The organism is Streptomyces sp. MB09-01, from assembly GCF_033794505.1.
In the GTDB taxonomy this organism is placed as follows: domain Bacteria; phylum Actinomycetota; class Actinomycetes; order Streptomycetales; family Streptomycetaceae; genus Streptomyces.
Genome location: NZ_JARAYQ010000511.1, coordinates 1 through 2,231, shown reverse-complemented (window position 1 = coordinate 2,231; position 2,231 = coordinate 1). Strand labels below are relative to the sequence as shown.

At 73.8% G+C, this 2,231-nt stretch carries 2 protein-coding genes; one reads left to right on the top strand and one right to left on the bottom strand.

The features are described from left to right. Window positions 1–196: 196 nt before the first annotated feature. Complete coding sequence (locus PV721_RS43010; protein ID WP_319734274.1) at window positions 197–1,255, bottom strand: ArsR/SmtB family transcription factor; 1,059 nt, start codon at window positions 1,253–1,255, stop codon at window positions 197–199. A gap of 47 nt (window positions 1,256–1,302) precedes the next feature. Here PV721_RS43010 and PV721_RS43005 point away from each other — a divergent pair, with 47 nt between their 5' ends. Then, window positions 1,303–2,214: an aldo/keto reductase gene (locus PV721_RS43005; RefSeq protein ID WP_319734273.1), complete on the top strand. Its 912-nt coding sequence runs from the start codon at window positions 1,303–1,305 to the stop codon at window positions 2,212–2,214. Window positions 2,215–2,231: the final 17 nt, after the last annotated feature.

Here is a 2,231-nt window from a genome sequence, read left to right as displayed (position 1 = left end):
GAACGCGCGGGGGCGGAAGGTGCGGGGGCGGAAGGTGCGGCGGTGGCCGGGGAGATAGCGGCGGCGGAGGCGAGCGACGCGGCGGCGAGGACCTGCAGGGCGGCCTTCAGCATGATGAGTGCCCATCAGTTGATCAACGTGACGGGCCCCTTTATAGCGACATGTCGCAGCACGGATCGAGGGTGGCGAAAGGTGATCACCCGGACGGGTGGGGCGGGCGGCCCGGCGCGGACCGCTCCTCGGAGGATGCGGCCAGGACGGACTCGGCGACGGCGGTGCGGGCGTAGAGCACCGAGCGGCCGGCCCGGTGCGCGCTGACGAATCCCGCGGCGCGCAGCGCGGTGAGGTACTGGGAGACCCCGGCCGCCGAGAGTCCGGTGCGCCGGGCCAGTTCGGTGGTGGACGCCGGGGACTCCAGCTCGGTCAGCAGCAGGGTCCGGGACCGGCCGAGGACGGCGGCCAGGGCCTCGGTCCGGGTGGCTGGACACGGTTCCCACAGCGCACCCGTGCCGCGCGCCGGATAGGCGAGTTGCGGCGGTTCGGGCGGCGTCACGCGGGTGAACGGGACCGGCCCGGTGAAGACCGAGGGAATCAGCAGCAGCCCCGCGCCCGCCGTCCCGCGGGACAGGGGCCGGTGCCGGCGCGCCAGCCGGAGCGCGTTGTCGTCCCAGCTCACCGAGGGGTGCAGATCGTTGAAGAGCCGGCCCGCGCCGTGCTCGGCGACCTGCCGGGACCGGTGGAAGACGTCGGCGTCGAGGACCGCGCGGATCCGCGCCCAGTAGGGCGCCAGCGCCAGCTCCCAGTACGTCTCGATCTCCTCGGCGACCCGCTCCAGGCGGGCCTGCGGTTCGGCATACAGGCTCCGTGTCCGGGGGCCGAGACCTCCCCGCTCGCGCCGCAGGCGGTCGAGGTCCCGGCGCACCCGGGCGGTGGGAGAAGCCCGGATCCCGGCCAGTTCCTCCGTCAGGGCGGGAGCCGGCCCGGCGGGTGCCGGATTGAGGAAGTCGGGGACGTACCCCGAGGGCGGGATCAGTTCGGCCAGCCAGCCCCGGTCGAGGCCGGCGGCCGCCAGCCGCGGCCGTACCTGCTCGGCCCAGGGCCGGTGCACGGGGGATGCGGCACCGGAGCACAGCAGCCGGAAGCTCGGGCCGACCTCCCACATCGGCGAGACGGCGAACCGCATCTGCGCCAGGTCGCTCACCGAGAACGTCAGCTCCGCCAGCACCGCCCAGCCCTCCCCCGAGGATTCACACATGCCCTAATCAATGGCCCGGCAGCCTACAGGGCGGAGACCATCCGGGCATGACCTCACAGACGATGACCGCGGCGGCCGCGGGTACCTGGACACTCGGCGACCTGGAGATCAACCGGATCGGTTTCGGCGCGATGCGTCTGACGCAGAGCGGCGAGGCGTTCGCGGACGACGCCGTGCCCAGCGACCGGGGCCGTGCGATCCGTGTGCTGCGCCGGGCGGTTGAGCTCGGGGTGGACCACATCGACACCGCCGCCTTCTACTTCTCACCCCTGCGCTCCGCCAACGAACTGATCAGCCGGGCGCTGGCTCCCTACCCGGAGGACCTCGTCATCACCACCAAGGTCGGGCCGGGCCGGGACCCGTCCGGCGCGTGGCTGCCCCATGCCACCGCCCGGCAGCTGCGCGGCCAGGTCGAGGAGAACCTGCGCCAGCTGGGCCGCGACCACCTCGACGTGGTGAACCTGCGCGTCGTCGGGTCCGATTCCATCGCCGAGCGCTTCGGAGCGCTCGCCGAGCTGCGCGAGGCGGGGCTCATCCGCCACCTGGGCATCTCCAACGTCACCCCGGAACACCTCGAAGAGGCACGGGCCATCGCGCCGGTCGTGTGCGTGCAGAACATGTACGGCATCGGGGTGCGGCCCGAGCACGACGCGTTCCTGCGCACCTGCGGCGAGCTGGCAGTCGCCTTCGTCCCCTTCTACTCCATCGCCGGCGACGGGCGGCAGGCGGGCGCGAGCGGCGCCGAGCACGAGGAGGTGCTCGCCGTGGCCCGGGCACACGGCGCGAGCCCGGCGCAGGTGCGGCTGGCGTGGACCCTGCAGCAGGGACCGCACGTGCTGGCCATCCCCGGTACCGGCGATCCGGATCACCTGGAGGCGAACGTGGCCGCGGGCGCCCTGCGCCTGACGGCGGACGACCTGGCCGCGCTGGACTCCCTCCACCGCAGGGGGCGGGAGTGAAGGGGTCGGTTCGGGTG